The sequence below is a fragment of the Pseudomonas sp. NFACC32-1 genome, from assembly GCF_900101215.1.
Lineage (GTDB): Bacteria > Pseudomonadota > Gammaproteobacteria > Pseudomonadales > Pseudomonadaceae > Aquipseudomonas.
Genome location: NZ_FMUL01000013.1, coordinates 140,319 through 167,170, shown reverse-complemented (window position 1 = coordinate 167,170; position 26,852 = coordinate 140,319). Strand labels below are relative to the sequence as shown.

28 protein-coding genes, 1 tRNA gene and 1 pseudogene are annotated in these 26,852 nt (G+C 62.0%); 12 read left to right on the top strand and 18 right to left on the bottom strand.

Annotated elements, in window-relative coordinates; all coding sequences use genetic code 11:
- Positions 1–62 precede the first annotated feature (62 nt).
- The gene (locus BLP99_RS19805) at positions 63–506 is read left to right on the top strand and encodes a DUF3592 domain-containing protein (protein ID WP_092181469.1); all 444 of its coding nucleotides are present in this window, start codon (positions 63–65) and stop codon (positions 504–506) included.
- Between the two features lie 4 nt (positions 507–510).
- Complete coding sequence (locus BLP99_RS19800; RefSeq protein ID WP_072396789.1) at positions 511–1,098, top strand: hypothetical protein; 588 nt, start codon at positions 511–513, stop codon at positions 1,096–1,098.
- A 95-nt stretch (positions 1,099–1,193) separates the two neighbouring features.
- Here BLP99_RS19800 and ychF read toward each other — a convergent pair whose 3' ends face one another.
- The 8 genes from ychF to BLP99_RS19760 form a co-directional block, all read right to left on the bottom strand.
- Positions 1,194–2,294 carry a redox-regulated ATPase YchF gene (gene ychF, locus BLP99_RS19795; RefSeq protein ID WP_072396791.1) on the bottom strand — a complete coding sequence of 367 codons (1,101 nt, stop codon included), beginning with the start codon at positions 2,292–2,294 and terminating at the stop codon, positions 1,194–1,196.
- Positions 2,295–2,316: 22 nt separating this feature from the next.
- Entirely contained in the window at positions 2,317–2,901 is a 585-nt protein-coding gene (gene pth, locus BLP99_RS19790) for an aminoacyl-tRNA hydrolase (protein WP_072396792.1), read from the bottom strand.
- A 166-nt stretch (positions 2,902–3,067) separates the two neighbouring features.
- On the bottom strand, positions 3,068–3,670 hold the full coding sequence (locus BLP99_RS19785) for a 50S ribosomal protein L25/general stress protein Ctc (protein WP_072396804.1): 603 nt from the start codon (positions 3,668–3,670) through the stop codon (positions 3,068–3,070).
- 138 nt (positions 3,671–3,808) lie between these two features.
- Positions 3,809–4,750, bottom strand: coding sequence for a ribose-phosphate pyrophosphokinase (locus BLP99_RS19780; protein ID WP_003171603.1), 942 nt, complete (start codon positions 4,748–4,750; stop codon positions 3,809–3,811).
- 47 nt (positions 4,751–4,797) lie between these two features.
- Positions 4,798–4,872, bottom strand: a tRNA-Gln gene (locus tag BLP99_RS19775).
- Between the two features lie 37 nt (positions 4,873–4,909).
- Positions 4,910–5,761: a 4-(cytidine 5'-diphospho)-2-C-methyl-D-erythritol kinase gene (ispE, locus tag BLP99_RS19770; RefSeq protein ID WP_072459377.1), complete on the bottom strand. Its 852-nt coding sequence runs from the start codon at positions 5,759–5,761 to the stop codon at positions 4,910–4,912.
- A gap of 1 nt (position 5,762) precedes the next feature.
- Positions 5,763–6,380, bottom strand: coding sequence for a lipoprotein insertase outer membrane protein LolB (lolB, locus tag BLP99_RS19765; protein WP_072396816.1), 618 nt, complete (start codon positions 6,378–6,380; stop codon positions 5,763–5,765).
- Positions 6,381–6,384: 4 nt separating this feature from the next.
- The gene (locus BLP99_RS19760; protein ID WP_072396818.1) at positions 6,385–8,109 is read right to left on the bottom strand and encodes a tetratricopeptide repeat protein; all 1,725 of its coding nucleotides are present in this window, start codon (positions 8,107–8,109) and stop codon (positions 6,385–6,387) included.
- A 166-nt stretch (positions 8,110–8,275) separates the two neighbouring features.
- Between BLP99_RS19760 and hemA the strand changes: the two genes are divergently transcribed.
- The 6 genes from hemA to BLP99_RS19730 all read left to right on the top strand — a co-directional run bounded on the left by hemA (position 8,276) and on the right by BLP99_RS19730 (position 13,658).
- A complete protein-coding gene (gene hemA, locus BLP99_RS19755) occupies positions 8,276–9,565 on the top strand; it encodes a glutamyl-tRNA reductase (RefSeq protein WP_072396820.1) in 1,290 nt (429 codons plus the stop codon).
- Entirely contained in the window at positions 9,562–10,644 is a 1,083-nt protein-coding gene (gene prfA, locus BLP99_RS19750) for a peptide chain release factor 1 (protein WP_072396822.1), read from the top strand. The genes hemA and prfA overlap by 4 nt, the downstream gene beginning before the upstream one ends.
- A 15-nt stretch (positions 10,645–10,659) precedes the next feature.
- Positions 10,660–11,490, top strand: coding sequence for a peptide chain release factor N(5)-glutamine methyltransferase (prmC, locus tag BLP99_RS19745; protein ID WP_072396824.1), 831 nt, complete (start codon positions 10,660–10,662; stop codon positions 11,488–11,490).
- A complete protein-coding gene (locus BLP99_RS19740; protein WP_072397207.1) occupies positions 11,484–12,239 on the top strand; it encodes a molybdopterin-synthase adenylyltransferase MoeB in 756 nt (251 codons plus the stop codon). The genes prmC and BLP99_RS19740 overlap by 7 nt, the downstream gene beginning before the upstream one ends.
- Positions 12,232–13,023, top strand: coding sequence for a glutamate racemase (gene murI / locus BLP99_RS19735; protein WP_092181466.1), 792 nt, complete (start codon positions 12,232–12,234; stop codon positions 13,021–13,023). The genes BLP99_RS19740 and murI overlap by 8 nt, the downstream gene beginning before the upstream one ends.
- A gap of 116 nt (positions 13,024–13,139) precedes the next feature.
- On the top strand, positions 13,140–13,658 hold the full coding sequence (locus BLP99_RS19730; RefSeq protein WP_072396828.1) for an acyloxyacyl hydrolase: 519 nt from the start codon (positions 13,140–13,142) through the stop codon (positions 13,656–13,658).
- Between the two features lie 184 nt (positions 13,659–13,842).
- Here the strand turns inward: BLP99_RS19730 and BLP99_RS19725 are convergent, their stop codons facing one another.
- The 7 genes and pseudogenes from BLP99_RS19725 to BLP99_RS19700 all read right to left on the bottom strand — a co-directional run bounded on the left by BLP99_RS19725 (position 13,843) and on the right by BLP99_RS19700 (position 19,608).
- Entirely contained in the window at positions 13,843–14,109 is a 267-nt protein-coding gene (locus tag BLP99_RS19725) for a YkgJ family cysteine cluster protein (protein WP_371128612.1), read from the bottom strand.
- Positions 14,060–14,170: pseudogene (locus BLP99_RS26915) on the bottom strand (hypothetical protein); the annotation flags it as partial. The pseudogene BLP99_RS26915 and the gene BLP99_RS19725, both read right to left, overlap by 50 nt.
- 6 nt (positions 14,171–14,176) lie before the next feature.
- A complete protein-coding gene (locus BLP99_RS19720) occupies positions 14,177–14,947 on the bottom strand; it encodes an SDR family NAD(P)-dependent oxidoreductase (RefSeq protein WP_092181463.1) in 771 nt (256 codons plus the stop codon).
- A 118-nt stretch (positions 14,948–15,065) separates the two neighbouring features.
- Positions 15,066–16,526, bottom strand: a complete 1,461-nt coding sequence (phrB, locus tag BLP99_RS19715; protein ID WP_092181460.1) for a deoxyribodipyrimidine photo-lyase — start codon at positions 16,524–16,526, stop codon at positions 15,066–15,068.
- An 11-nt stretch (positions 16,527–16,537) separates the two neighbouring features.
- Entirely contained in the window at positions 16,538–17,476 is a 939-nt protein-coding gene (locus tag BLP99_RS19710) for a MerR family transcriptional regulator (protein WP_072396836.1), read from the bottom strand.
- Positions 17,476–18,438: a YbgA family protein gene (locus BLP99_RS19705; protein ID WP_092181457.1), complete on the bottom strand. Its 963-nt coding sequence runs from the start codon at positions 18,436–18,438 to the stop codon at positions 17,476–17,478. Before BLP99_RS19705 ends, BLP99_RS19710 begins: the two co-directional genes overlap by 1 nt.
- A gap of 183 nt (positions 18,439–18,621) precedes the next feature.
- Positions 18,622–19,608: an NAD(P)/FAD-dependent oxidoreductase gene (locus BLP99_RS19700; RefSeq protein ID WP_072431555.1), complete on the bottom strand. Its 987-nt coding sequence runs from the start codon at positions 19,606–19,608 to the stop codon at positions 18,622–18,624.
- Between the two features lie 197 nt (positions 19,609–19,805).
- Between BLP99_RS19700 and BLP99_RS19695 the strand changes: the two genes are divergently transcribed.
- Positions 19,806–20,711, top strand: a complete 906-nt coding sequence (locus BLP99_RS19695) for a TIGR01777 family oxidoreductase (RefSeq protein ID WP_072396842.1) — start codon at positions 19,806–19,808, stop codon at positions 20,709–20,711.
- 8 nt (positions 20,712–20,719) lie between these two features.
- Positions 20,720–21,745, top strand: coding sequence for a ferrochelatase (hemH, locus tag BLP99_RS19690; RefSeq protein WP_076406283.1), 1,026 nt, complete (start codon positions 20,720–20,722; stop codon positions 21,743–21,745).
- Positions 21,746–21,889: 144 nt separating this feature from the next.
- Here hemH and BLP99_RS19685 read toward each other — a convergent pair whose 3' ends face one another.
- Together BLP99_RS19685 and upp are read right to left on the bottom strand one after the other, a co-directional pair.
- On the bottom strand, positions 21,890–23,164 hold the full coding sequence (locus BLP99_RS19685) for a uracil-xanthine permease family protein (RefSeq protein WP_072396846.1): 1,275 nt from the start codon (positions 23,162–23,164) through the stop codon (positions 21,890–21,892).
- Positions 23,165–23,166: 2 nt separating this feature from the next.
- Positions 23,167–23,805, bottom strand: a complete 639-nt coding sequence (gene upp / locus BLP99_RS19680; RefSeq protein ID WP_072431557.1) for a uracil phosphoribosyltransferase — start codon at positions 23,803–23,805, stop codon at positions 23,167–23,169.
- Positions 23,806–23,980: 175 nt separating this feature from the next.
- Here upp and BLP99_RS19675 point away from each other — a divergent pair, with 175 nt between their 5' ends.
- Positions 23,981–24,538, top strand: a complete 558-nt coding sequence (locus BLP99_RS19675) for a hypoxanthine-guanine phosphoribosyltransferase (RefSeq protein WP_072396850.1) — start codon at positions 23,981–23,983, stop codon at positions 24,536–24,538.
- A 3-nt stretch (positions 24,539–24,541) separates the two neighbouring features.
- Entirely contained in the window at positions 24,542–25,015 is a 474-nt protein-coding gene (locus tag BLP99_RS19670; RefSeq protein ID WP_072396852.1) for a WbuC family cupin fold metalloprotein, read from the top strand.
- 10 nt (positions 25,016–25,025) lie between these two features.
- Here BLP99_RS19670 and dauA read toward each other — a convergent pair whose 3' ends face one another.
- Entirely contained in the window at positions 25,026–26,750 is a 1,725-nt protein-coding gene (gene dauA, locus BLP99_RS19665) for a C4-dicarboxylic acid transporter DauA (protein ID WP_072396854.1), read from the bottom strand.
- Positions 26,751–26,852: the final 102 nt, after the last annotated feature.

The following is a 26,852-nucleotide window of genomic DNA, read 5'->3' as shown; positions in this document are numbered from 1 at the left end:
CGGCAGGGGCAGGCTTCTTGCTATCCTGCCCCTCTCTTTCATGGACGAGTACTGAGATAACCATGGCTAACGACACCCCGTCGCGGATCGGCAACCTGTTGCTGGGCCTGCTTTTTGCCCTGATTGGTATCGGCTTGCTGAGCGTTGCCGTCAATCTCACACTGGAGCGACGCGAGTTCCTCGCCCATGCACAGAGCGCCGATGGCGTTGTCAGTCGCTTGAATGCCGGTGGCTCGCACCCCGAGATCGCCTTCACCACCGCCAATGGTGAAAAAATTTCCTACCCCCAAGGCGGCTTCATCTTCGGCTATCGACAGGATCAGCCGGTACGGGTGCATTACCTGCCCGAGCAGCCGACAGGCAGCGCCATCGTCGATGACCCGTTCGCACTGTGGGGAACCCCCGGTGTATTGGGGCTGATCGGTCTGGTATTCACCCTTGTCGGTCTGGTGAAAGTCACTCGACACCGTGGCCGCGGTGCGGCTCATTCACCTAAAGGACTTTGAACGTATGAGCTACAACATTCCACTCCCGGTCAACGAAAGTCGCTGGCAGTACCAGACCGCCAGTGGCGGCGGCCTGACCGTGGTCATGGTGGCGGGCAGTGGCGGCTCGATCATCCTGCGTTCGCCCCAGGGCGAGGACGTCAGCTACCGCTACGGCGGCGTTGGAGTCGGCGTCGGCTTTGGCGCGAGGCTGCCACGTTTCGGCAAGATCAATATCCAGATCAAGGGCAAGAGCGTGGCTGGCGTGGGTGCGGCGGAGGCCTTCCCCAGCACGGGCAAGGTGTTTGTCAGCGATGCCTTGGTCGACCGCGATCTGACCAGTGACGACATCACCGGACCCTGCATGTACACCGAAGTGGGCGTGGGGCTGGTGGCGGGCGGTTCGGCCACAGCGTTGCTGTTCGGGCTTGACCCCAAGTTGCTGGCATTGTCGGTGGCCCTGAGCTCCAACCCGGCGACTTCGCTCATTGCGTCCACCACGGTCAACCGGCAACTGGCGCGGTCTGCCAAAGGGGCGCTGGTCATGGCTGGCTTGAACGCCGGCGTGCAGGCCGGTGGCGGTGCCGCGATCTACATGGGCTATCTGTTCTAGGGGTTTTCCAGCGCCGGATGATCAAACGATCCTGGAAGTAGCCCACACACGAAAAAGCCGCGAATCAACGCGGCTTTTTCGATGCCAGATGAGGCTTAGACGTTGAAGCGGAAGTGCATCACGTCGCCATCCTTGACGATGTAATCCTTGCCTTCCAGACGCCATTTACCCGCTTCCTTGGCCCCGGCTTCGCCCTTGTACTGGATGAAGTCGGCGTAGGCGATGACTTCGGCGCGGATGAAGCCTTTTTCGAAGTCGGTGTGGATCACCCCGGCCGCTTGCGGGGCAGTGGCGCCGACGCGGACGGTCCAGGCGCGGACTTCCTCCACTCCGGCGGTGAAGTAGGTCTGCAGGTTCAGCATTTCATAACCGGCACGGATCACGCGGTTCAGGCCAGGTTCTTCAAGGCCCAGGGCCTCCAGGAACATGTCCTTCTCCTCGCCGTCGTCCAGCTCGGCGATTTCCGCTTCGATCTTGTTGCAGACCGGAACCACCATGGCGCCTTCTTCTTCGGCGATGGCCTTGACCACGTCCAGGTGCGGGTTGTTCTCGAAGCCGTCTTCAGCCACGTTGGCAATGTACATGACCGGCTTGGTGGTCAGCAGATGGAAGCCCTTGATCACAAGCTTCTCTTCGGCGCTCATGTTCTTCATCAGGCTGCGTGCGGGCTTGCCTTCGGTGAAGTGAGCGATCAATTGCTCCAGCAGGCCTTTCTGGGCAACTGCGTCCTTGTCGCCGCCCTTGGCATTGCGGGCGACTTTCTGCAGTTGTTTTTCGCAGCTGTCGAGGTCTGCGAAGATCAGTTCCAGGTCGATGATCTCGATGTCGCGTTTCGGGTCGACGCTGTTGGAAACGTGGATCACGTTCTCGTCTTCGAAGCAGCGCACCACGTGGGCGATGGCGTCGGTTTCGCGGATGTTGGCGAGGAATTTGTTACCCAGGCCTTCACCCTTCGAGGCGCCGGCCACGAGACCCGCGATATCGACGAACTCCATGGTGGTCGGCAGGATACGCTTGGGATTGACGATAGCCGCCAGTGCATCCAGGCGCGCATCCGGCATCGGTACGATACCGCTGTTCGGCTCGATGGTGCAGAAGGGGAAGTTCTCGGCCGCGATACCGGATTTGGTCAGGGCGTTGAACAGGGTGGACTTGCCGACGTTAGGCAGGCCGACGATGCCGCAATTGAATCCCATGGTGTTTCCCCGAGAGTTAGAGTCAGGCCTTCTGGCTGTGCAGGTTTTTCATCGCGCGGTTCCATTCACCGGCGAGGATATCCGGCAGCACGCCGAGGGCAAAGTCGATGCTGGCATCGAGTTTTTCCTGTTCGGCGCGAGGTGCGCGACCCAGGACAAAATTTGAAACCATACTGGCGACGCCCGGGTGGCCTATGCCGAGCCGCAGGCGGTGAAAGGTATTCTGATTGCCCAACTGCGCGATGATGTCGCGCAACCCGTTGTGACCGCCATGGCCGCCGCCCTGCTTGAGCTTGGCGACGCCCGGAGGCAGATCGAGTTCGTCGTGGGCCACCAGGATTTCTTCAGGCTTGATGCGGAAGAAACCGGCCAATGCCGCCACGGCCTGGCCGCTACGGTTCATGTAGGTGGTGGGAATCAACAGACGAACGTCCTGACCCTGATGCGAAAAACGCCCGGTCAGGCCGAAATACTTGCGATCGGCCGTCAGGCTGACGCCTTGTGCGTGCGCGATGCGCTCAACAAAAAGGGCCCCTGCGTTATGCCGGGTCTGTTCGTATTCGGTGCCTGGATTTCCCAGGCCAACGATCAGTTTGATGGCAGTCACGATAGGGGCCCTTCCTGGAGTGTGGATAACAAGGTCGCGGTCAGGTGCTTTGGCGACAGTGGACGAAAATTGCGGATCTACCCTTGAGTAAACTTCGCGTTCCCGCCCGCTGCCTCGCTACGTTCCAGTCCGCGATGTTTCCGGTCACTCCGGCGACAGAGTGAAATTACTCTGCAGCGCCTTCTTCGGTAGCTTCTGGAGCAACACGTGGAGCGTGGACGTTGGCAACAGCCTTGTCATCGCCGTGTGCCAGGGCCACGAATTCAACGCCTTTAGGCGCCTTCAGGTCGGACAGGTGAATGATCGTGCCGATTTCAGCGTCAGCCAGGTCGACTTCGATGAATTCAGGCAGATCCTTCGGCAGGCAGGAAACTTCCAGTTCGGAAGTCACGTGCGAGATCTCGCCGCCTTTCTTGACTGGCGCCGCTTCGTTGATGAAGTGCACTGGAACGGTGGCGGTCAGCTTCTGGCCAGCGACGACGCGAACGAAGTCAGCGTGCATGATGAACTGCTTGGCCGGGTGACGCTGCATTGCCTTGACGATCACGTCTTGCTTCTTGCCGTCGACGTTCAGCTCGATCACGTGGCTGAAAGCAGCCTCGTCTTCGAACAGCTTGGCGACTTCCTTGGCCAGCATGGTGATGGACTCAGGAGCCTTGTCACCGCCGTATACAACGGCAGGAACCTGGTTGGCGAGACGACGCAGGCGGCGGCTCGCACCTTTCCCCAGGTCGGTACGCGCTTGGGCGTTCAGGATGAAATCAGTCATTTTGTATCTCCAAAATAGCCATTGCGGCTGACGCCTGCGACCGACGTCAAAGCAGCATGGGCAAAAAAGCCCCGCCCCAACATGAGTGTTGGGGCGGGGCGCTTTTCGTCAGCGGGATGTCATCGAAGGGCAGGGCCCTTAACGGAACATCGCGCTGATCGATTCTTCATTGCTGATGCGGCGAACCGCTTCGGCAACAACCGGTGCGATATCCAGTTGACGGATACGTGCACAGGCTTGTGCGGCGGCGGACAGCGGGATGGTGTTGGTCACCACCAGCTCGTCCAGCACGGAATTTTCAATGTTCTCGATCGCCCGACCCGACAGCACCGGGTGGGTGCAGTAGGCGAAGACCTTGGCCGCGCCATGCTCTTTCAGAGCCTTGGCCGCATGGCACAGGGTGCCGGCGGTATCGACCATGTCATCGACCAGGATGCAGGTGCGTCCTTCGACGTCGCCGATGATATGCATCACTTCGGAGTGATTGGCTTTCTCACGACGCTTGTCGATGATGCCAAGATCCACGCCCAGGGATTTGGCAACGGCACGTGCACGCACGACGCCGCCAATGTCCGGGGACACGATCATCAGGTTCTCGAAACGCTGGTCTTCGATGTCATCCACCAGAACCGGGGAGCCGTAGATGTTATCCACGGGAATATCGAAGAAGCCTTGGATCTGGTCAGCGTGCAGATCAACCGTGAGGACACGGTCGATGCCGACTACGGTCAGCATGTCAGCTACGACTTTCGCGCTGATCGCCACGCGCGCGGAACGCGGACGGCGATCCTGGCGAGCATAACCAAAGTAAGGGATAACAGCAGTGATACGAGTCGCCGAGGAACGACGGAAGGCATCAGCCATCACGACGAGTTCCATCAGGTTATCGTTGGTCGGAGCGCAAGTCGGCTGAATAATGAAGACGTCTTTACCGCGAACGTTTTCATTGATCTCGGCAGTGATTTCACCGTCGGAGAACTTTCCGACAGAGATGTCACCGAGAGGGATATGCAGCTGACGTACTACACGCCGAGCCAGATCGGGGTTAGCGTTCCCCGTAAAGACCATCATCTTGGACACGCGCAGTACCTGAAGGCTGAGGGTATACCTGGATGAGTATAGGAAAATGGCAGGGGCGGCTGGATTCGAACCAACGCATGGCAGGATCAAAACCTGCTGCCTTACCGCTTGGCGACGCCCCTGTATCTGTTGCTGCGAGTGCCGTGCACTCGATTCCTTTTAGAGCAGGTCCTGCAGCTTGCGATGCAACATCGAAACGTTGCTTCCTTTTGCTACAAACCCTGTAAGGGTCTCTGTAAGAAGGGCCGAGACTTTATCAGCTTCAGCTTTGCTTGGGAAGCCCCCAAACACACAACTTCCAGTTCCGGTGAGTTTTGCTTCGGTAAATTTACCTAGCAAATTCAAAGCGTTACGAACATCTGGATAACGCCTCGCTACCACCGGTAAGCAGTCATTTCGACTGTTTCCCTTGGGAACGGGGCGCACTTTAATGGGAGGAGAGTTACGTGTCAACAGTGGATCTGAAAAAATTTCTGCTGTACTTACAGATACTTGCGGCACCAGTACCAGGTACCAGGGTTCCTCGGGCTCTACCGGCGTGAGTTTTTCCCCCACGCCCTCGGCGAAAGCCGCATGGCCACGCACGAAAACCGGGACGTCGGCCCCCAGGGTCAGGCCCAGCGCCGCCAGGCGATCCATGTCCCAATCCAGCTGCCAGAGGTGGTTGAGTCCCAGCAGCGTCGTCGCCGCATTCGAGCTGCCGCCACCGATACCACCGCCCATGGGCAGGATTTTTTCGATCCAGATGTCGACGCCCAGCGAACATCCGGATTGCTCCCGGAGTCTGTTCGCGGCCTTGACGATCAGGTTGCTGTCGTGGGGAACACCCTCGAATTCGGTATGCAGGCGAATCTCGCCGTCCTCGCGCACGGCGAAGGTGATTTCGTCGCCGTAGTCGAGAAACTGGAAAATCGTCTGCAGCTCGTGATAACCGTCCGGGCGACGGCCGAGGATGTGCAGCATCAGGTTCAGCTTGGCCGGCGAGGGCAGCGTCAGGCGTGCGGCGGTCATGTCATTGCCCCAGCTTGCGCGGCTGCCATTGCTTGATCACCAGCGTGACGTCCAGGTTGCTGCCGTGCAGCTTGATTCGCTCGGGCAGCCAGTAGCCGTTCTGCTGGGCATAGCTGAGGTATTCGATCTGCCAGTCGTCCTGCTCCAGGTTGGACAGGCGGCTGTCGGCGTCGAGGGTCAGGCGGCTCTTGCTGTCCGGTGCGGGCAGTCCGCGAACCCACCAGGTCAGGTGGGAGACCGGCAATTTCCAGCCCAGCTGCTCTTCCAGCAGCGCTTCGGGCGTCGGGGCGTCGTAGCGCCCCTGGTTGGCGACTTCCAGCGAAACCTGGCCGGGACGGCCAGTCAATCGCGCTGCGCCGCGCCCCAGCGGACCGGACAGGCGGATGTCGTAGTAGTCCTGGCGTTGCAGCCAGAACAGCGTGCCGCTGCCCGAATCCTTCGGGGCGCGAATGCCGATCTTGCCGTCGATCTGCCAGCCGTCGAGGCCGCTCAGTTGTTCCTTGTGCTCACGCCATTGGGCCGGGTTGCCATGGCCCTGGACGGATTCACGGGCGCCAAAGCCCGCGCAACCGGCGAGCAGGGCGATGAAGCTGAAAACGATGAAGTGGCGCAAAAACATGGTCTTAAAGAGTCTCTGATCCGGTCAGGCGTTTGATGGTGCCGCGCAGGATGGGGCTGTCAGGCTGTTCCTTGAGGAACTTGCTCCAGACCTGCCGCGCTTCGCGTTGCTTGCCGTTGGCCCACAGGACTTCGCCCAGGTGAGCCGCGACTTCCTGGTCGGGAAAGCGCTCCAGGGCCTGGCGCAACAGACGTTCGGCTTCGTCGAGGTTGCCCAGGCGATAATTCACCCAGCCCAGGCTGTCGAGGACCGCCGGGTCTTCCGGGTTGATCTGGTGGGCCTTCTCGATAAGTACCTTGGCCTCGTCATAGCGCGTGGTACGGTCCGACAGGGTGTAGCCGAGGGCATTGAGGGCCATGGCATTGTCGGGATCGCGCTGGATGATCAGGCGCAGGTCTTTTTCCATCTGGGCCAGGTCATTGCGTTTTTCCGCCTGCATGGCGCGGGTGTAGAGCAGGTTCAGGTCGTCCGGGTACTGCTTGAGCGCTTGCTGCAGCACGTTCCAGGCCTTGTCGCCCTGATTGTTGGCCGACAGCGTCTCGGCTTCGATCAGGTACAACTGGATCCCGTAGTCGGGCTGGGCGTCGCGCTGGACGGACAGGCGGCTCTGGGCTTCGGCGGTCTTGCCGTTGCTCATCAGGATATCGGCCTGGCGCAACTGTGCCGGCAGATAGTCGTTGCCTGGGCCGACCTGGGCGTATTCGATCAGCGCGGTCTCGGGGTCGTTGCGTTCTTCGGCGATGCGGCCCAGGTTCAGGTGCGCCGAATCGACGTGGCTCTCCCGGGCGATCAGGTCTTCCAGGTAACCCTTGGCCTCTTCCCAGGCCTTGGCTTCCAGGCAAACCAGTGCCAGGGAGTAACGCAGTTCGTCGTCTTCAGGGTATTGCTGGACCAGGCTGGAAAACTCCACCTTGGCGTCGTCCATGCGGTTGTTTTCCACCAGCATGCGCGCGTAGGTCAGACGCAGGCGTTTGTCGTCCGGGTATTTCCTGATGCTTTTTTCCAGCAGCGGCAGGGCCTCGTCACCGCGATTCAAGCCTTGCAGCAGGCGTGCCCGCAGCAGGATCGGCGCCACCTCGCCGGCTTCCGGCGGGTTGTCTTCCAGCAGGGTGAGGGCGCCTTGGGAGTCGCCATCCTGCTGCAGCAGCAGTGCCTTGCCGAAAATCAGCTGGCCGTTGTTCGGGTGGCGTTGCAGCAAACGGTCGAAACTCTTCATTAGGCCGCTGCGGGTTTCCTGGTCGGTATCGGCCGCCGATAGCGCCAGGAAGTCGAAGTGGGTGTCGCCCTTGCCCAGCAGCACCTTCTCCATATACAGCATGGAGTCGTCGTAGCGTCCGGCGCGGGCCAGTTGCACGGCGGCGGCGCGTTGCGCCTCGAGGTCGTCCGGGGCGTTTTTCGCCCAGATCATGGCGGTGTCCAGCGCGGCCTGGTCGGCTCCCAGGTATTCGGCGATGCGAAACGCCCGCTCGGAAATGCCGGGGTCCTGGGTATTGATGGCCTGGGTCACGTAATTGTCCAGGGCAATGTCGAAACGATTGCGCTGGCCGGCCAGTTCGGCGCTCAACAGGCTGAAGATGGTTTCTTCGCTGAACGAGCCGTAGACCTTGGGCTTTTCAGGTGCCTGCGTACTGTCTTCGACCGGCGGCGTGCCGTCCGTCGAAACGGGATCCATGGACTGGCAGCCACTGAGCAGGGCAAGAGCGAGGAGCAACGCGGAAGATCTATTCATATAGGAAGAGGACGACTAACCTGCGGTCGGATCATCATGACACAAGCCTTCGACCAAAACATAACCGCCCCGTCGATTTACCCGCAGCGATAGAGATCGGGTGGGTTGTTCTGAATCTGGCGAAGTAGGACAATTGCCGGCTTCACGTCACAATCAGCGACCTTGAATGGCCTTCCTTGCACTTGGTATTAACCACAAGACTGCTTCAGTAGACGTCCGCGAGCGCGTGGCCTTTACGCCCGAGCAGCTGGTTGAGGCCCTGCAGCAGCTTTGCCGACTCACCGAGAGCCGCGAGGCTGCGATCCTCTCCACCTGCAATCGCAGCGAGCTTTATATAGAACAGGATCACGTTTCGGTCGATTCAGTGCTGCGCTGGCTGGCCGAATATCACGACCTGAGTCTCGACGAGCTGCGCGCCAGTGCCTATGTGCATGAAGACGATGCGGCCGTTCGTCACATGATGCGCGTCGCCTCGGGGCTCGACTCGCTGGTGTTGGGCGAACCGCAGATTCTCGGGCAGATGAAGTCTGCCTATGCGGTGGCCCGCGAGGCCGGCACCGTCGGTCCGTTGCTGGGGCGGTTGTTCCAGGCCACGTTCAACGCAGCCAAGCAGGTGCGTACCGACACCGCCATCGGCGAGAACCCGGTGTCCGTCGCGTTTGCCGCGGTCAGCCTGGCGAAGCAGATCTTCAGCGACCTGCAGCGCAGCCAGGCGCTGCTGATCGGCGCGGGCGAAACCATCACCCTGGTGGCGCGTCATCTCCACGACCTGGGGGTCAAGCGCATCGTGGTGGCCAACCGGACCCTGGAGCGAGCCAGTACCCTGGCCGAACAGTTCGGCGCCCACGCGGTGCTGCTATCGGATATCCCGTCCGAGCTGGTGCACAGCGACATCGTGATCAGTTCCACCGCCAGCCAGTTGCCGATCCTCGGCAAGGGCGCTGTGGAAAGCGCCCTGAAGCTGCGCAAGCACAAACCGATCTTCATGGTGGACATCGCCGTTCCCCGGGACATCGAGCCGGAAGTCGGCGAACTGGACGACGTTTATCTCTACAGTGTCGATGACCTTCACGAGGTGGTTGCCGAGAACCTCAAGAGTCGTCAAGGCGCGGCCCAGGCGGCGGAAGAGATGATCACCGTCGGGGCCGAGGATTTCATGGTGCGCCTGCGCGAGCTGGCGGCCGTGGACGTGCTCAAGGCCTATCGCCAACAGAGCGAGCGCCTGCGCGACGAAGAACTGCAAAAGGCCCAGCGTCTTTTGGCCAACGGTGGCAATGCCGAGGAAGTGCTGGTGCAACTGGCCCGCGGCTTGACCAACAAACTGCTTCACGCGCCCAGTGTCCAGCTCAAGAAGTTGACCGCCGAGGGCCGTCTCGATGCGCTGGCCATGGCCCAGGAACTCTTTGCCCTCGGTGAGGGTTCACCGAATGGCTTTTCGGATAAAAAATCGCAATGAAAGCGTCACTGCTCAATAAACTGGACGTTCTCCAGGACCGTTTCGAGGAACTGACCGCCTTGCTGGGCGATGGTGAAGTCATTTCCGACCAGAACAAGTTCCGCACCTACTCCAAGGAGTACGCGGAAGTCGAGCCGATTGTCGCGACCTATAAACAGTTGCTCAAAGTGCAGGAAGACCTCGCTGGCGCCCAGGCATTGCTCAAGGACAGCGACCCGGACATGCGTGAGATGGCGGTCGAGGAAGTCCGCGAGGCCAAGGAGCGGCTGGTCGAGCTGGAGAGTGATCTGCAGCGCATGCTGCTGCCCAAGGACCCGAACGACGGGCGCAACGTATTCCTCGAGATCCGGGCCGGTACGGGCGGCGACGAGGCGGCGATCTTTTCCGGCGATCTGTTCCGCATGTATTCGCGTTACGCCGAGCGTCGTGGCTGGCGGGTCGAGATTCTCTCGGAGAACGAAGGTGAACACGGCGGCTACAAGGAAGTCATCGCCCGGGTCGAGGGCGACAACGTCTATGGCAAGCTGAAGTTCGAGTCCGGAGCCCATCGCGTGCAGCGTGTGCCGGCCACCGAATCCCAGGGCCGTATCCATACCTCGGCCTGTACCGTGGCGGTATTGCCCGAGCCGGATGAGCAGGAAGCCATCGAAATCAACCCGGCGGACCTGCGGATCGACACCTATCGTTCCTCCGGCGCCGGCGGTCAGCACGTCAACAAGACCGACTCGGCGATCCGTATTACCCACTTGCCCTCGGGCATCGTGGTCGAATGCCAGGAAGAGCGTTCCCAGCACAAGAACCGGGCACGGGCCATGGCCTGGCTGTCGGCCAAGCTCAACGACCAGCAGGCCAGCGCCGCGGCCAGTGCCATCGCCAGCGAGCGCAAGCTGCTGGTGGGATCGGGGGACCGTTCCGAGCGGATCCGGACCTACAACTTCGCCCAAGGGCGGGTGACCGACCACCGGATCAACCTGACGTTGTATTCCCTCGACGAGATCCTTGCCGGTGGCGTCGAGGCCGTGATCGAGCCGTTGCTGGCCGAATACCAGGCCGACCAACTGGCCGCGATTGGCGAGTAAGCAGAGGTAGACCCCATGACCATCATCGCCAGCGTATTACGCGCCGCCGAGTTGCCGGATTCGCCCACGCCGCGGTTGGATGCCGAATTGCTGCTGGCGGCGGCCCTGGGCAAGTCCCGCAGTTTCCTGCACACCTGGCCCGAGCGGATCGTGCCGAGCGAGGCCGCGCTGCTGTTTTCCGAATACCTGCGGCGGCGTCGTTCCGGCGAGCCGGTGGCCTACATCCTGGGACAACAGGGCTTCTGGAAGCTCGACCTGGAAGTCGCCCCTCATACGCTGATTCCGCGACCGGACACCGAGCTGCTGGTGGAAACCGCGCTGGCCTTGTTGCCGGCGACCCCGGCCAGGGTACTGGACCTGGGCACCGGCAGCGGCGCGATTGCCCTGGCCTTGGCCAGCGAACGTGCGGCCTGGACGGTGACCGCCGTCGACCGGGTGCTGGAAGCCGTGGCCCTGGCCGAGCGCAATCGTCAGCGCCTGGACCTGGGTAACGTCACGGTGCTCAGCAGTCATTGGTTCAGCGCCCTGGCCGGCCGGCGTTTCGATCTGATCATCAGCAACCCGCCTTACATTGCTGCCACCGATCCGCACCTGGTCGAAGGCGACGTGCGTTTCGAGCCGGCCAGCGCGCTGGTGGCCGGCGCGGATGGTCTCGATGACCTGCGTACCATCATTGCCCAGGCACCGGCTCATCTCGCTCCTGGCGGATGGCTGATGCTCGAACATGGATACGATCAGGCCGCCGCGGTGCGTGACCTGCTGCAGACCCAGGGATTTGCCGAAGTCCACAGTCGCAAGGACCTGGGGGGCCATGAGCGCATCAGCCTGGGGTGCATGCCGTGCTGAGCGATCAGGAGCTGTTGCGCTATAGCCGGCAGATTCTGTTGCAGCACGTCGACATCGACGGGCAGGTGCGTCTCAAGCAGAGCCGTGCACTGATCGTCGGTCTTGGCGGCCTCGGCGCCCCGGTGGCCTTGTACCTGGCCGCCGCCGGCGTCGGCGAGCTGCACCTGGCGGATTTCGACACGGTGGACCTGACCAACCTGCAACGCCAGATCATCCACGACACCGACAGCGTCGGGCTGGGCAAGGTCGATTCGGCGATGCGTCGCCTGACGGCGATCAATCCCGAGGTCCGCCTTGTGCCTCACAACACGGCCATGGACGAAGACAGTCTGGCCGCCGTGGTCGCGACCGTGGATGTCGTGCTGGACTGCTCCGACAATTTCTCCACTCGCGAAGCGGTGAACGCGGCATGTGTCAGGGCGGGCAAACCGCTTGTCAGCGGTGCGGCGATTCGCCTGGAGGGACAGCTATCGGTGTTCGATCCACGTCGCCCCGAAAGCCCTTGCTACCACTGTCTCTACGGTCATGGCAGCGAAGCCGAGCTGACCTGCAGCGAGGCCGGCGTGGTCGGGCCGCTGGTGGGGCTGGTGGGTAGCCTGCAAGCCCTGGAGGCGTTGAAGCTGCTGGTCGGGTTCGGCGAACCCCTGGTGGGACGCCTGCTGTTGATCGATGCGCTGGGCTCACGCTTCCGTGAGTTGCGGGTCAAGCGCGATCCGGGTTGCAGCGTGTGTGGTAGCCAACATGCGTGACGCGCCGGTCGGGGTATTCGATTCGGGTGTCGGTGGCCTGTCGGTGCTGGGGGAGATCCGTCGGTTGCTGCCCAACGAGTCGCTGCTCTACGTAGCCGACTGCGGACATATTCCCTATGGCGAGAAAACCCCGGCCTTCATTGCACAACGCTGCGCGATCATCGCTGACTTTCTCAAGCGCCAGGGCGCCAAGGCGCTGGTGGTGGCTTGCAACACCGCGACCGTCGCCGGGGTGGCCGACCTGCGTCGCGATTTTCCGGACTGGCCCATCGTCGGCATGGAGCCGGCGGTCAAACCGGCCGCGGCTGCGACCCGCAGCGGCATCGTCGGTGTACTCGCCACCACCGGTACCTTGCAGAGTGCAAAGTTCGCCGCGTTGCTCGATCGTTTCGCCACCGATGTACGCGTGGTCACTCAACCGTGTCCCGGCCTGGTGGAACTGATCGAGGCAGGGGACCTGCACAGCCCGGCCTTGCGCCAACTGCTGCAACATTATGTCGACCCCTTGCTGGCGGCCGGCTGCGATACGTTGATCCTGGGTTGCACCCATTACCCTTTTCTCAAGCCATTGATCGAGCAGATGGTCCCCGGGCACATCAGCCTGATCGATACCGGCGCCGCGGTGGCGCGGCAGCTTCAGCGGCTGTTGGCCGAGCGAGCATTGCTGGCCGAGGGGCCTGCCAGCGAAACCCTGTTCTGGACTAGCGCCGATCCGATACATTTAAGAAAAATCCTACCTGTACTATGGAAATCGTCCGGCGTTGTGCGAAGCTTCGACCTGTGAAGAAATCGTGAAAATTGTGTAAAAATCGCTGAACTTCTGTTTCAACGCGGATTTCTATAGCTCTGTCTGTTTGTAAGAAAAAACTAACTAAGTCTGTTCGGAAAAGGATGTTTCTAATGAAGCGCTTATTCTGCATTGCCGCACTTGCGGCTGCGTTGTTGGGGCACACTTACACTGCGCAAGCGGCAGGTGTGGAGTTTGGAATCGGCCAGACCAGCGATTCGACCATGACCTATCGCCTGGGCATGCAGTTCGACTGGGACAAAAGCTGGTTGCAAAGTGACGTGGGGCGTCTGACCGGCTACTGGAGTGGTGCCTACACCTACTGGGAAGGCGATGAGACTTCCAGTAACCACAGCCTGTCGTTCTCGCCGGTCTTCGTGTATGAATTTTCCGGTCAGAACGTGAAGCCTTATATCGAGGCCGGCATCGGCGTTGCGCTGTTCGCCAACACCGAGCTGGAAGATAACAAGCTTGGTAGTGCGTTCCAGTTCGAAGACCGCATCGGCTTTGGCCTGCGCTTCAATGGCGGGCATGAGGTGGGCATTCGCGCCACCCATTACTCCAACGCCGGTATCTCGTCGAACAACGACGGCGTGGAAAGCTACGCGCTGCACTACACCATGCCTCTGTAACGCTCGCTCAGGCTCTGTCTGAGATGTACCTGCACCCGGCCGTGCTGCATTGAAACGGGCCTTGGTACAGGTACATTCCAGACAGAGCCTGGTGAGAGCGGGCTTTCTCGCGAGGGCGGGGTATCGGTCACATCAATGCTGGCTGATCCGATGACCTCGCGGGCGAACCGTTTCTGACGACGGCCTAACGATATGCCGTCGCGATGCCCAGGCGTTCCTCGACGCATTCCGGCGCGCCCATCTCGAACTCCCTGCAGATCAACGGACGTTTCTCGTAGATCGTGCATTTCATGCTGTCGCGATCCAGTGCCGCGCACCAGCCGTCATCCAGCCGCAACATGGCTTCCCCACCCCAATCATCCATGGCAATGAAACGTGGCGGGACGCCGGTGTCGGTGATCAGCAGCACTTCCAGTCGACAGCAGCATGCCGCGCAGGTCGAGCACGTCACGGCCGGCGCAGTGAGTTCTACGAGAGGGATGGTTTTCATGGCCGGCAGTGTAAGGCAACCACGGCCTTCAAGGGCGACCCTTGATCGGTGACCACACACTGGCCTGGCAAGGGTCGGCGTCGGTTTGTCCGGCCTGGGCCGATGCGGGCAACGGCCAGAGCGCCGCCAGCGCCGCGATAGGGAGTTTCAACTCGGCAGGCCTTTCGGCGAGGTGGGCCAGGATGTAAGCGGCCGCTTCGTTCGTCGAGCCGGCAGTGGGTAATGAGCCGTCGTCCAGGCACAGCGACTGATCGTCGAAGCCGGGGTGGACCAATGTCACGGCGATGCCGTCGGGGGCGAGCCTGGCGCGGGTCGTTTCGAACAGCGACCGCAACGTGCTGCCGCTGGCCTCGGTGAGTGACGGCGACAGGTAAGTCGCCGGGCTGGCGATCCCCACCAGATGGGGGAGGGTGCCGGCTTGCAACAGCGGCAAGGCCGTTTCGATGCAAAAACTGGACATCAGCAGGTTGCTGCGTATCAGGTGTTCGATGAAAGCCTGGGGAGCGGGCTGGCCGTCGGCGTGTTCAGTGCTTCCGGCATTCAGGATGACGGTGTCCAGGGAGCCCCACTGCTGGGTGATCCGCTCGCCGATCTCGCGTACTGTCTGGCTGTCGGTCAGGTCACCAGGCACCATCAGTATCTGGTTCGGATAACGTTCGGAAAGGATTTGGCAGGGTTTACCCGAGCGTGAACTGATCGCCAGGTGCGCTCCACTTTCAAGCAGCTTAACGGCGAGCGAAGCGGCGACGCCATCACTGGCCCCCGTCAACCAATATCGCCGTGGCGGTTTCACACCCATTCCGTGCTCCTTTCGATCGGGTCGCGCCGCGTCTGATACAAGGTTTTCGCGGTGAAACCCATGTATTTAGTAAGACTATATCCTGCGTGGCGAAAACTGCATCCGCCAGGCAGGAATTTCATGTTCGATGATCGCCCTGTGGTTCCGCTGCCGCATCCTGTCGCGTTGGCAGGTTCCTGAACGCCGCCAGCGCACGCGCTCGGGATCGGCCAAGGTCGACGATCGGAGCGGGGTAGTCCACATTGTCGAACAATCCACAGTAGGCCTTGGGGTTATGGACCTGTTGCCTGTCCAGATCGTTCAGTTCGGGTAACCAACGTTTGATGAAGGACCCTTCGCGGTCGAATTTCTCCGATTGGCTCAGTGGATTGAAAATCCGGAACCAGGGCGCCGCGTCCGTGCCGGTGGAGGCGCTCCACTGCCAGCCGCCGTTATTGGCGGCCAGGTCGCCGTCGATCAAGTGCTGCATGAAGAAGCGCTCGCCTTCACGCCAGTCGATCAGCAGGTTCTTGGTGAGGAACATCGCCACGACCATGCGCAGGCGGTTATGCATCCACCCTGTCTCCAGCAGTTGGCGCATGGCTGCATCGATGATCGGCAGCCCCGTGCGGGCCTCTTTCCAGGCAGCCAGCTCCTGCGGGGCATCGCGCCAGGCCAATGCTTCGGTTTCCGGGCGGAACGCGCGGTTCCGGGACACCCGGGGATAGCCCACCAGAATGTGTTTATAGAACTCTCGCCAAAGCAATTCATTGATCCAGGTCACAGCACCGACATTGCCGCTTTCGAACTCACCCTGGTTGGCTTGTAGCGCGGCGTGCAGGCATTGGCGTGGGGAGACCACACCGGCCACCAGGTAGGCCGAAAGCTGGCTGGTGCCGGGCCGGGCCGGGAAATCCCGGTCGCGCTGGTAGTCGTCGAGGTGCTGGTCGATGAATGCATCGAGACGCCGCCGGGCTTCGTTTTCGCCCGCGGGCCAAAGGGCGCGTAGCGCTTCGCCGGGAGGGTGAAAGCCCTCGGCACGGGTCGGTACCGGATCGCTGTCGATACCGGTTGGCGCTTGCCGGGCCGGAGTGGCGACCAGGCTCGGCAGCGAGAGGTGCAAACGGCTGTAGCAGACTTTGCGAAACTGGCTGAACACCTGGAAATAATTGCCGGTCCGGGTAAGTACACTACCGGGCTTGAACAGCAGCTGGTCGAGGTGGCTGTGAAATTCGATGCCCTGGGCTTTCAAGGTCCGGGCCACGTCGGCATCTCGCCGGGTTTCGTTCAGCCCATACTCTTCATTGACGTGCACCGCATCGATCTTCAGCTCGCGGCATAACCCGAGCAGCACCTGTGGCGCCTGGTCCCAACGCGCCGCAGCACGTACCAGCAACGGGATGTTCAGCTCACCCAGGTCCGCGCTCAATGAGGTGAGGTTGCGCAGCCAGAAATCGATCTTGCAGGGGGCGTCGTCGTGGCTGCGCCACTGTTCCGGACTTGGTAGATAGACTGCCACACACGGGCCTCGAGCCGTGGCGGCCGCCAGGGCGGTGTTGTCGTGCAGGCGCAGGTCGCTGCGCAGCCAGATCAGTTGCATAGGGTTTCCATTCAAAGAAGTGCCTGGCGGCGCAGTTCACGATGGGCCGATAACGGGTCTTCGGCCCAGCTGACGTTCGGCATCGCAGCTCCAGTGGATAAGCTGGCGTGGTGGATCGATGCGGCACTGCCGGCGATAATCACCGGGCAGTCGATCCCGTTCAGCAGCCTGGGCAGTTGCGACGGGTTCAAGGCGTGGCTGGAATACAGCAATACACCGCGAGCCGCGAGGCGCTCAACGGCCAAGGCCAGTTCGCCGGCAGGGATCGGTTCGTCGAATACCTCCACGGGACAATCGGTGCTGCTGGCCAGCCAGGCGGTGAGCCACAGCTGAGGGTCCAGGGGCAGGTCGGATTGATTGACCAGCAGCAACGGTGCGCCGCGCAACTGGCGGTTGTTGTGGTAGATCCGGCTGCCGAATTTGCTGCGCAGCCAGGAATGCAGGAACACACGCTCCAGTTGCGCGCCGAACTGCCCTTGCCAGCGGCGGTGCAGATCGGCCAGCAGGGGCAGCAGCAATTGCTCGCAGACGGTCCATGGCGGGTAGAGCGCCATGGCCTGGTTCACCAGGTCGTCGACCTGGCGCTCGGCCAGTTGGGTCACGGCCAGCACCAGCCCATGACGCTGGCGCTGCCAGTCGTTCTCCGGCGTTTCGGGCGGTGGTTGTGGCGTGTCGAGCAGGGGCTTGATCTTGCTCACGGCCACGCCTCGATTGATCCAGGTGACGATGGTCTGGATCCGTTCCACATGCTCGGCGCTGAACAATCGGTGGCCCTTGGGGGTGCGGTACGGCACGATCAGGCCATAGCGACGTTCCCAGGCGCGCAGGGTAATGGCGTTGACGCCGGTCTGTCGCGCCACTTCGCGTATCGGCAGCCAACCTTGGGCCAGGGCCTCGGCAAAGTCGGCTCCCAGGTCCTCGCGTGCGCTCGAATCAGGTTCACGGGCCATCAGATGGCGTTACGCAGGCTGAGGTTTTCCGGGTGCGGCTGCAAGTAGGCCTGCTGCGACAGGTACGGGTCGGGATGCAGGCGCAAGTGATGCTTGAGCAACGTCAGGGGCACCACCAGCGGTACGATGCCCTGGCGATACTGGGTAATGAGGTGTTGCACTTCCTGCTTGTCTTCGGCCCCGATGGCACGCTTGAGATAACCGCTCAGGTGCTGCAGCACATTGGTGTGGGTCCGGCGGGTGGCGCATTTTTTCAGGGCAGCCATCAGCGCGCTGAAGTAGCGCGGCCCCAGCTCGTTGGGATCGGCCTTGCCCATGCTGCCCAAAAGGTTGCCCAGGGCCTTGTATTGCACCGGGTTGTGGGCCATCAGCAGGTACTTGTAGCGCGAGTGGAATTCGATCAGGTCCCGCCGGGTCAGGTTCTTGTGGCGCAGGGGTTGCCATGCCGCGTAGGCGAATACCCGGGTCAGGAAGTTCTCCCGCAGCACCGGGTCGTTGAGGCGACCGTCTTCCTCCACCGGCAGGTCCGGATGGCGATCACAGAACGCCTGGGCGTAGATGCCCCGTCCGCCATCCTTTTGCGGGGCGCCGTTATGGCTGTAGACCTTGACCCGTTCCAGCCCGCAGGACGGTGACTTCTGCATGAAGATGTAGCCGCAGATGTCGTCCAGCTCAGCAGCCATTTGCCTGCCGTACTCGGCCAGTGGGCGCGTCACGTCCAGGTTAGGCTTCACCGTGCCGACCGCGTCGGGGTTCGCGGGATCGCCCACCAGCCGGATCGGTTCTCGCGGAATGCCCAGGCCAATGGCGACTTCCGGGCATACGGGCACGAACTCGAAATACTCCGTAAGGACACGACTGCACAGATGCGATTGTTTATGCCCGCCATTGAAACGGACTTCCTCGCCCATCAGGCAGGCACTGATGGCGATTTTCGGCTTGGCAGCGGCTTCGTTGGGCATGGGCGACCTCTGATTCATTTTCTTGTACAGAAAACTGTTCTTGTACAATTATTTCATCATAGGTTCGCTGCGGCACAAGTCAACCACTTGTGTGGATTTGCAGCAGGCGGCGGCGTCGAACAGGTTGTCGCAGATGGGCTGCTGTCTGCCTCGACAGCAGCGGGTAGCGCAGGGTGACGCGAGTTATTGCAGGCTGGCGTGCAAGCGACGCGCGGCTTCCTGGCCGCTGAGCCACGCTCCTTCGACCCGGCCCGACAGGCACCAGTCGCCGCAGACATACAGCCCCAGGTCGGCATCGGCCAGGGCGCCCCATTCGTGGCTGCCGGCGGGACGCGCGTAGAGCCAGCGATGGGCCATGCTGAAGCTGGGGGCGGGCATTGCGCTGTGCAGCAACTCGGCGAAGGCACCGTGCAGGTGTTCGATCACGGCTTCCTTGGACAGGTCGATGTGCTGCCGGCTCCACTCGCTGGTGGCATGCAGAACCCAGGTATCGAGCTTGCTGTCGCGTCCCGGCTTGCTGCGGTTGCGGGCCAGCCAGTCCAGAGGGCTGTCCTGGACGAAGCAGCCTTCCATGGGCGTATCCAGCGGCTGTTCGAATGCCAGGGCCACGGCCCAGGTCGGGTCCATCTTGACCCCGGCTGCGACCCCGGCCAGTTTCGGTGCGGTGGCGAGCAGGGCAGTGGCCTGGGGCGCGGGGGTGGCAATCACGACCTGGCCGAACGGGCCATGGGTGAAGCCTTCCGCATCCTGCAGGTGCCAGTGTTCCTGGCCGCGGAACACTTCGGTGATCCGGCAGGAGAACTGCACCTGCAATTTGCCCAGCAAGGCCCGGGTGATGGCGCTCATGCGCGGGGTGCCGACCCAGCGGGTCTGTTCGTCCGGCGAAGGGGATAGCTGCCCGCCCTGGAAGTGATAGAGCTGCGGGTTCCATTCCGCGGCCCAGCCGTTGGCTTGCCAACGCTGCACTTCGGTGACGAAGCGACGATCGCGCGCAGTGAAATATTGCGCGCCCATGTCCAGCGCACCGGCGTCGCTGCGTTTGCTGGACATGCGCCCGCCGCTGCCGTGGCTTTTATCGAAGAGTTGAACGATGTGCCCGGCCTCCGTCAGGGCCTGGGCGGCTGAGAGTCCGGCGATGCCGGTGCCGATGATTGCGATAGGTACAGTCATGAGGGCCTCGTTTAGCTTTCTGTACAGACTACGCCGTCGTTCAAAGCTGTACAATTCGGGTTTTTGGTATAAGTTTTACCGTTCGCGTTTGGACAGGTTGTCCTATTGTTAAAACACAGACCCTGTCTGATACGAAAAATCCCTGCTTATAAAAATAGACTAATGGGCCGGGTAAAACGCTCTGCGAGGATCACCTCATGCACATATTGCTGACCGGCGGTACTGGATTGATCGGGCGTCGGCTCTGCCGTCACTGGCTGGAGCAGGGACATCGTTTGACAGTATGGAGTCGTCGGCCTGAACAGGTGGCGAATATCTGCGGAGCACAGGTGCGAGGGATTGCCAGGCTCGAAGAGATCGAAGAGCCGGTGGATGCGGTGGTGAACCTCGCCGGGGCACCGATTGCCGACCGGCCCTGGAGCCACAAGCGCAAGATGCTGTTGTGGAGCAGTCGCGTCACCCTCACGGAGGTCTTGCTGGCCTGGCTGGAACGTTGCGAGCGCAAGCCCCGAGTGTTGGTTTCCGGTTCCGCGGTGGGTTGGTACGGAGACGGCGGTGAGCGGGAACTGACCGAGCAATCCGGTCCCGTGAGCGAGGACTTCGCCAGCCAGTTGTGCATTGCCTGGGAAGAAACCGCACAGCGGGCCGAGGCCATGGGGCTGCGCGTCGTACTGGTGCGCACCGGCCTGGTCCTGGCCACCGAGGGCGGCTTTTTGTCGCGGCTGCTATTGCCCTTCAAACTGGGGCTGGGCGGGCGTATCGGCAATGGTCGGCAGTGGATGCCATGGATTCATATCGACGATCAAATCGCTCTGATTGATTTTCTTCTGCATCGCGATGACGCCAGCGGTCCTTATAATGCGTGCGCGCCAAACCCGGTACGCAACCGCGATTTCACCAAGGCCCTGGGGCGGGTGCTGAATCGGCCAACGGTGGTGCCGATGCCGGAGCTGGTGCTGAAAGTCGCATTGGGAGAATTGTCATTGCTGTTGCTGGGCGGCCAGCGCGCCACGCCGGTCCGATTGCAGGCGGCGGGTTTCACTTTCCGGTTCACTGACTTGCCCGCGGCCCTGGACGACGTTGTCCGGCCGCTTCTGAAATAGGACGTTGCATGACCGATCACGCGTTGCTTCTGGTGAATCTGGGTTCGCCTGCCTCCACCTCGGTGGCCGATGTGCGCCGTTACCTCAACCAGTTCCTGATGGACTCCTACGTTATCGACTTGCCCTGGCCGGTACGGCGGCTGCTGGTGTCGCTGATCCTGATCAAGCGCCCCGAGCAATCGGCCCACGCCTATGCCTCGATCTGGTGGGATGAAGGCTCACCGCTGGTGGTGCTCAGTCGTCGGCTGCAACAGGCCATGACCGCGCAGTGGACCCAAGGGCCGGTGGAGCTGGCGATGCGTTACGGCGAGCCGTCCATTGAGTCGGCGCTGGTGCGCCTGGCCAGCCAGGGGCATAGGAAGATCACCTTGGCGCCGTTGTACCCGCAGTTCGCTGACAGCACGGTCACCACGGTGGTCGAGGAAGCGAAGCGGGTGGTGCGGGAAAAGAAGCTCGATGTGCAGTTCTCGATTCTCCAGCCGTTCTACGACCAGCCGGAATATCTGGATGCACTGGTTGCCAGCGCCAAGCCTTATCTGGAACAGGACTACGATCACTTGTTGCTCAGTTTCCATGGCTTGCCAGAGCGGCACCTGACCAAGCTCGACCCCACGGGTTTCCACTGTTTCAAGGATGCCGACTGCTGCCGGAACGCCTCGCCGCAGGTCATGGCGACCTGTTACCGCGCCCAGTGCATACGCACTGCCGAATTATTCGCCAAGCGCATGGGACTGGCGCAGGGTCGATGGTCGGTGTCGTTCCAGTCGCGGCTGGGCCGCGCCAAGTGGATCGAACCCTACACCGAAGCGCGGCTGGATGAACTGGCCAAAAGTGGTGTGAAGAAAGTGTTGGTGATGTGTCCGGCATTCGTGGCCGACTGCATCGAAACCCTGGAGGAAATCGGCGATCGTGGCCGTGAGCAGTTCCGCGAGGCGGGCGGGGAGGAGCTGGTGCTGGTGCCTTGCCTCAATGATGAGCCGCAGTGGGCACAGGCGTTGAGCACTCTCTGTGAACGGGCTCCCATAGCTTTGTGACGTTCAAGGGCCTCATCGCGAGCAAGCTCGCTCCCACATGGGATCTGCGGGGGGACACAAAGTTTGTGACCACTCGAGATCCATTGTGGGAGCGAGCTTGCTCTCGATGACTATCAGGCCGACAACGAAGTCTTCATGCCTGAGTCAGATCAGCGGCTCATCCGCCTTCTTGTGCTTCCAGCTGTCATTGCCCGGCAGGATCAGGTTCAGGGCGATTGCCACTACCGCGCACAATGCGATGCCCTTGAGGCCGAAATCGTCCGGGCCAGTGCCTGTGCCGACCAGCACGCCGCCAATGCCGAACACCAGGGTCACGGAGACGATCACCAGGTTGCGCGCCTCGCCCAGATCGATCTTGTGGCGGATCAGCGTGTTCATGCCCACCGCCGCGATCGAACCGAACAACAGGCACAGGATACCGCCCATGACCGGCACCGGGATGCTCTGCAGCAGCGCGCCGAACTTGCCGATGAATGCCAGGGCGATGGCGAAGATCGCCGCCCAGGTCATGATCTTCGGGTTGTAGTTCTTGGTCAGCATCACCGCGCCGGTGACTTCGGCATAGGTGGTGTTGGGCGGACCGCCGAACAGGCCGGCCGCGGTGGTGGCAATGCCGTCGCCGAACAGCGTGCGATGCAGGCCGGGTTTTTTCAGGTAGTCGCGGCCGGTCACGCTGCCCACGGCAATCACGCCGCCGATATGCTCGATGGCCGGTGCCAGCGCTACCGGCACGATGAACAGGATCGCTTGCCAGTTGAACGCCGGCGCAGTGAAGTTCGGCAGTGCGAACCATGGCGCGGCGGCGATCTTCGCGGTGTCCACCACGTCGAAGAAGAACGACATGGCGAAACCCACCAGCACGCCGGAAATGATCGGCACCAGGCGGAAAATGCCTTTGCCGAATACGGCGACCACCAGGGTGGTGAGCAGGGCCGGCATGGAAATCAGCATCGCGGTCTGGTAGTGGATCAGCTCGGTGCCGTCACCGGCCTTGCCCATGGCCATGTTCGCGGCAATCGGCGCCATCGCCAGGCCGATGGAGATGATCACCGGACCGATCACCACCGGCGGCAACAGCCGGTCGATGAACCCGGTGCCCTTGATCTTCACCGCCAGCCCCAGGAAGGTGTAGACGAAGCCGGCCGCCATCACGCCGCCCATGGTCTCGGCCAGGCCGAACTGGCCCTTGGCGAGAATGATCGGAGTGATGAACGCGAAACTCGATGCCAGGAACACCGGCACCTGGCGCCCGGTCACCACCTGGAACAGGATGGTGCCCAGGCCGGCGGTAAACAGTGCCACGTTGGGGTCCAGCCCGGTGATCAGCGGCATCAGCACCAGCGCGCCAAAGGCGACGAACAGCATCTGCGCACCGGACAGCACCTGGCGCCAGAGCGGATCGTTGAATTCATCCTGCATGCTCAAGCGTCCTTCTGCTTGGTGCCGAAGATCTTGTCGCCGGCATCGCCCAGGCCCGGGATGATGTAGCCATGCTCGTTGAGCTTCTGATCGATGGAGGCGGTGTAGATGGTTACGTCGGGATGGGCGTCTTCCACCGCCTTGATGCCTTCGGGCGCGGCAACCAGCACCATGGCGCGGATATCCCGGCAACCGGCTTTTTTCAGCAGGTCGATGGTGGCGACCATGGAACTGCCGGTGGCGAGCATCGGGTCGATGATCATCGCCAGGCGCTCGTCGATTTCCGGCACCAGTTTTTCCAGGTAGGTGTGGGCTTGCAGGGTCTGCTCGTTACGGGCCACGCCCACGGCGCTGACCTTGGCGCCCGGGATCAGGCTAAGCACACCCTCGAGCATGCCGATACCGGCGCGCAGGATCGGCACCACGGTGATTTTCTTGCCGGCGATTTTCTCTACCTGGACCGCACCGGCCCAGCCATCGATCTGGTAGGACTCCAGCGGCAGGTCCTTGGTGGCTTCATAGGTGAGCAGCGCACCGACTTCCTGTGCGAGCTCGCGGAAGTTCTTCGTGCTGATGTCGGCACGACGCATCAGGCCGAGTTTATGTCTGATCAGCGGATGGCGGATCTCGAGGATGGGCATGGGAAGGCTCCGGCGGCGGGCAAAAAAACCGGGCTAGATTAATCTATCCGGGGATGTTGTCCTATAGACAATACAGAACGTTAGTCCACAAACGCTTGATCTGGCCGGGCGGGATGCGTACCTTTGCCCGCTTTTCCGAACCCGTCCCTCCCTTCAACCTCCCCTGGAGAGCGCCATGTCCGCTGATCTCGAGCATATCCGTCAAATCATGCGAGAGGCTGACTGCCTGTACACCGAAGCCGAAGTCGAAGCGGCCATCGCCCGTGTCGGTGCGCAAATCAATGAACAACTGGCCGAGTCCAACCCGGTGGTGTTCTGCGTCATGAACGGCGGGTTGATTTTCTCCGGCAAGCTGCTGACCTACCTGAACTTCCCGCTGGAGGCGTCCTACCTGCACGCCACCCGTTATCGCAATGAAACCAGCGGCGGCGACCTGTTCTGGAAAGCCAAGCCGGAAGTGTCGTTCATCGATCGCGATGTCTTGATCATCGACGACATTCTCGACGAAGGGCACACCCTGGGCGCCATCATCGACTTCTGCAGGCACGCCGGTGCCCGTGCCGTGCACACTGCCGTGCTGATCGACAAGGACCACGACCGCAAGGCTCGTCCCGACCTGAAGGCTGATTTCGTGGGCCTGCCATGCGTCGACCGCTATATCTTCGGCTATGGCATGGACTACAAGGGTTACTGGCGCAACGCCAACGGTATTTTCGCTGTGAAAGGAATGTAATCGATGACCCGGCCAGGCTTTCTGGATCAGGCGTTGTTCGATGAACTGGCCGAGAAAGCCACGGCCAGTCCTCGCGGACGCCAGCACCATAATTTCCATCGCATGGAAGAGCCCTGCCACCGCATGGCCGTGGGCCTGCAGCCTTCGACCTACATCCCGCCGCATCGGCACCTGAGCGCTGACAAGGCCGAGACGCTCCTGGTACTCAGGGGTCGTCTCGGTGTGTTGATCTTCGACGAGGCCGGGGGAGTGGTGGACAAGCGCGTCCTGCAGGCCGGAGGCGATTGCCTTGGCGTCGACCTGCCGGCCGGTGTGTATCACGGCCTGGTGGTGCTGGAACCCGACAGCCTGATGTTCGAATGCAAGGCAGGCCCTTACCGGCCCGTGGGCGAAGGCGAACTGGCCCATTGGGCACCCCGTGAAGGCGAGCCCGGCGTTGTCGAGTACCAGGCCTGGATGCGCGCCCAGTTCGACTGATAGACCCAGGTCAGGCGTGGTTGGCTTGCAACCACTGCTCGCTCTTGACCCGCGCCTGCTCCAGGGTTTGCACATACGCCAGTTGGCGCCGTTCGCGATGAACGCCGGCACGGCGTAGCTTCAGGCGCACCCTGGGGGTGGTTGCCACCAGGATCAGGCCGATGTTCTGCTTGCGATAATCCTTCAGGATATTTTCAAACGCCGCCAGGGCGGTCATGTCCAGCATCGGCACCGCGGCCATGTCCACCACGACGACCCGCACATCCGGATCGAATCTGCGCAGCACGTCCAGGGCCTTTTCTGCCGCGCCGAAGAACAGCGGGCCACGAATTTCATAGCAGCGCACATGCTCGGGCATATCCAGCAAGGCTTGGTGGGCGTGACGCGGCAGCTCGGCGCTGTCGGTCAGTTCGCTCATGCGCTTGATGAACAGCCCGGCCGCCAGCAGCAGGCCGACGGCGACCGCCAGTACCATGTCGAACAGCACCGTCAGGCTCAGGCAGGTGAGCAGCACCAGCACATCACTGCGTGGGGCGATGCGCAGGGTGTGCAGTACATGTCCGGCCTCGCTCATGTTCCAGGCGACCATCACCAGCAACGCAGCCATGGCAGCCATGGGCAGGTAGCTGAACAGCGGTGCCAGCAGCAACATCGCCAGCAGCACCACGAGGCTGTGGATGATCGCGGCCAGCGGAGAGGACGCGCCGCTGCGCACGTTGGTGGCGCTACGGGCAATCGCCGCCGTGGCGGTGATGCCACCGAACAGCGGCGCAACCAGGTTGCCCAGGCCCTGGCCCATCAGTTCGGCGTTGGGGTCGTGCTTGCTGCCGGTCATGCCATCGGCCACCACGGCGCACAGCAGCGATTCGATGGCGCCGAGCATGGCAATGGCGAACGCCGGCGCCATCAATTGGCGGATCAGGTCATAGGAGAGGCCCAGTGGCTGGCCATCGCCGGCTGGCAGGTTCCACGGCCAGTCGAAGGTTGGCAGCAAGGGCGGGATGCCGGGATGGCTGATGCCATCGACCATATAGCTGAAGCGTTCGCCCAGTGTCGCGATGGGCCAGCCACCGAGCTCCAGCAGCACCCCCAGCAGCGCCCCGACGAGCAGTGCGACCAGATGCCCCGGAACGCGCGGGACCCAGCGTGGCCAGACGATCAGCACCGCCAGGCAGGTGATGCCGACAATGCCATCGCCCAGTCGTGCGCTGGGCAACGCCACGATCAGGGCGCCCAGCTGTTCGATGTAGTGCTGGGCCTGGCCGATGGTGGTCAGGCCCAGCAGGTCCTTCAATTGCAAGGTGGCAATGACCACGCCGATACCGGCGGTAAAGCCCAGGATGACCGGATAGGGAATGTACTGGATCAGCCGCCCGGCCCGCATCAGTCCCAGGGCGATCAGGATCAGGCCGGCCAGCATCGTGCACAGCAGCAGGCCACCCAGGCCGTATTGCTGGGTGATGGGAAGCAGGATCACCACGAATGCCGCTGTTGGCCCGCTCACGTTGAAGCGCGAGCCGCCGGTCAGGGCAATCAGCGGTGCCGCTACCAGTACGGTGTACAAGCCATGCTGCGGTGGCACGCCGACGGCGATTGCCAACGCCATGGCCAGGGGGATGGCGATGATGCCGACCGTCAGCCCGGCCACCAGGTCGCCACGCAGGCGCTCGAGGGTATAACCGGTGCGCCAGGCCTGGCGCCAGGCAGCGAACAAGGGCGGGGCGGAGAAAGACATAGGCACTCCACTAACTGAACGGGACGCATCTGGACCTGCCGGACACCAGTCCCTGGCCACGATGAAACCAAGGCTGATGGCCATCTGAGTATGCCGCGCCGG

Excerpts from the sequence above, each read along its gene's own strand:
- BLP99_RS19805 (WP_092181469.1), top strand. The coding sequence starts at position 63 with ATGGCTAACGACACCCCGTCGCGGATCGGCAACCTGTTGCTGGGCCTG.
- BLP99_RS19800 (WP_072396789.1), top strand. The coding sequence starts at position 511 with ATGAGCTACAACATTCCACTCCCGGTCAACGAAAGTCGCTGGCAGTAC.
- ychF (WP_072396791.1), bottom strand. The coding sequence starts at position 2,294 with ATGGGATTCAATTGCGGCATCGTCGGCCTGCCTAACGTCGGCAAGTCC.
- BLP99_RS19785 (WP_072396804.1), bottom strand. The coding sequence starts at position 3,670 with ATGACTGATTTCATCCTGAACGCCCAAGCGCGTACCGACCTGGGGAAA.
- ispE (WP_072459377.1), bottom strand. The coding sequence starts at position 5,761 with ATGACCGCCGCACGCCTGACGCTGCCCTCGCCGGCCAAGCTGAACCTG.
- lolB (WP_072396816.1), bottom strand. The coding sequence starts at position 6,380 with ATGTTTTTGCGCCACTTCATCGTTTTCAGCTTCATCGCCCTGCTCGCC.
- BLP99_RS19760 (WP_072396818.1), bottom strand. The coding sequence starts at position 8,109 with ATGAATAGATCTTCCGCGTTGCTCCTCGCTCTTGCCCTGCTCAGTGGC.
- hemA (WP_072396820.1), top strand. The coding sequence starts at position 8,276 with ATGGCCTTCCTTGCACTTGGTATTAACCACAAGACTGCTTCAGTAGAC.
- prfA (WP_072396822.1), top strand. The coding sequence starts at position 9,562 with ATGAAAGCGTCACTGCTCAATAAACTGGACGTTCTCCAGGACCGTTTC.
- prmC (WP_072396824.1), top strand. The coding sequence starts at position 10,660 with ATGACCATCATCGCCAGCGTATTACGCGCCGCCGAGTTGCCGGATTCG.
- murI (WP_092181466.1), top strand. The coding sequence starts at position 12,232 with ATGCGTGACGCGCCGGTCGGGGTATTCGATTCGGGTGTCGGTGGCCTG.
- BLP99_RS19730 (WP_072396828.1), top strand. The coding sequence starts at position 13,140 with ATGAAGCGCTTATTCTGCATTGCCGCACTTGCGGCTGCGTTGTTGGGG.
- BLP99_RS19720 (WP_092181463.1), bottom strand. The coding sequence starts at position 14,947 with ATGGGTGTGAAACCGCCACGGCGATATTGGTTGACGGGGGCCAGTGAT.
- phrB (WP_092181460.1), bottom strand. The coding sequence starts at position 16,526 with ATGCAACTGATCTGGCTGCGCAGCGACCTGCGCCTGCACGACAACACC.
- BLP99_RS19710 (WP_072396836.1), bottom strand. The coding sequence starts at position 17,476 with ATGGCCCGTGAACCTGATTCGAGCGCACGCGAGGACCTGGGAGCCGAC.
- BLP99_RS19705 (WP_092181457.1), bottom strand. The coding sequence starts at position 18,438 with ATGCCCAACGAAGCCGCTGCCAAGCCGAAAATCGCCATCAGTGCCTGC.
- BLP99_RS19700 (WP_072431555.1), bottom strand. The coding sequence starts at position 19,608 with ATGACTGTACCTATCGCAATCATCGGCACCGGCATCGCCGGACTCTCA.
- BLP99_RS19695 (WP_072396842.1), top strand. The coding sequence starts at position 19,806 with ATGCACATATTGCTGACCGGCGGTACTGGATTGATCGGGCGTCGGCTC.
- hemH (WP_076406283.1), top strand. The coding sequence starts at position 20,720 with ATGACCGATCACGCGTTGCTTCTGGTGAATCTGGGTTCGCCTGCCTCC.
- BLP99_RS19685 (WP_072396846.1), bottom strand. The coding sequence starts at position 23,164 with ATGCAGGATGAATTCAACGATCCGCTCTGGCGCCAGGTGCTGTCCGGT.
- upp (WP_072431557.1), bottom strand. The coding sequence starts at position 23,805 with ATGCCCATCCTCGAGATCCGCCATCCGCTGATCAGACATAAACTCGGC.
- BLP99_RS19675 (WP_072396850.1), top strand. The coding sequence starts at position 23,981 with ATGTCCGCTGATCTCGAGCATATCCGTCAAATCATGCGAGAGGCTGAC.
- BLP99_RS19670 (WP_072396852.1), top strand. The coding sequence starts at position 24,542 with ATGACCCGGCCAGGCTTTCTGGATCAGGCGTTGTTCGATGAACTGGCC.
- dauA (WP_072396854.1), bottom strand. The coding sequence starts at position 26,750 with ATGTCTTTCTCCGCCCCGCCCTTGTTCGCTGCCTGGCGCCAGGCCTGG.